Below are 624 nucleotides of genomic sequence, written 5' to 3' on the forward strand. Positions count from 1 at the left end.
TCTTTGCCCGGCAACGTCCTACTCTCGCAGGCGGTGTCCCGCCAACTACCATCGGCGCTGGAGAGCTTAACTTCCGTGTTCGGGATGGGAACGGGTGTGACCTCTCCGCCATCGTCACCGAGCAATATGATGAAGGATTATTCCTTCAAAACTAGATAACAGGGGTTGCGTAGTCGCCTACGCTTTTCTTGTGTCTAGCTTCGAACTAACATCCTCCTACGCCTTCGCTTTTTCCGTTCGACGTGCACGCACGTCTTCGTCAAAAGCTTTTGGCTCCGTCGGATGTTTTCTTGACTACGTCAAGAACCGTTCTCCGCTTTTCTCATGTGCTTAGTTAAGTCCTCGATCGATTAGTATCCGTCAGCTGCACGTGTCGCCACGCTTCCACCTCGGACCTATCTACCTTGTCATCTTCAAGGGATCTTACTCGCTTGACGCGATGGGAAATCTCATCTTGAGGGGGGCTTCACGCTTAGATGCTTTCAGCGCTTATCCCTTCCGCACATAGCTACCCAGCTGTGCTCCTGGCGGAACAACTGGTACACCAGCGGTGCGTCCATCCCGGTCCTCTCGTACTAAGGACAGCTCCTCTCAAATTTCCTACGCCCGCGACGGATAGGGACC

Annotated in this window: 2 rRNA genes; both read right to left on the reverse strand. The window is 53.5% G+C overall.

Annotation, left to right across the window (positions count from 1 at the left end):
* Positions 1–5 precede the first annotated feature (5 nt).
* Positions 6–122 (reverse strand): 5S ribosomal RNA (gene rrf / locus JV16_RS14990).
* A gap of 208 nt (positions 123–330) precedes the next feature.
* Positions 331–624, reverse strand: a 23S ribosomal RNA gene (locus JV16_RS14995); the annotation flags it as partial.

It is taken from the genome of Anoxybacillus ayderensis (genome assembly GCF_000833605.1).
Lineage (GTDB): Bacteria > Bacillota > Bacilli > Bacillales > Anoxybacillaceae > Anoxybacillus > Anoxybacillus ayderensis.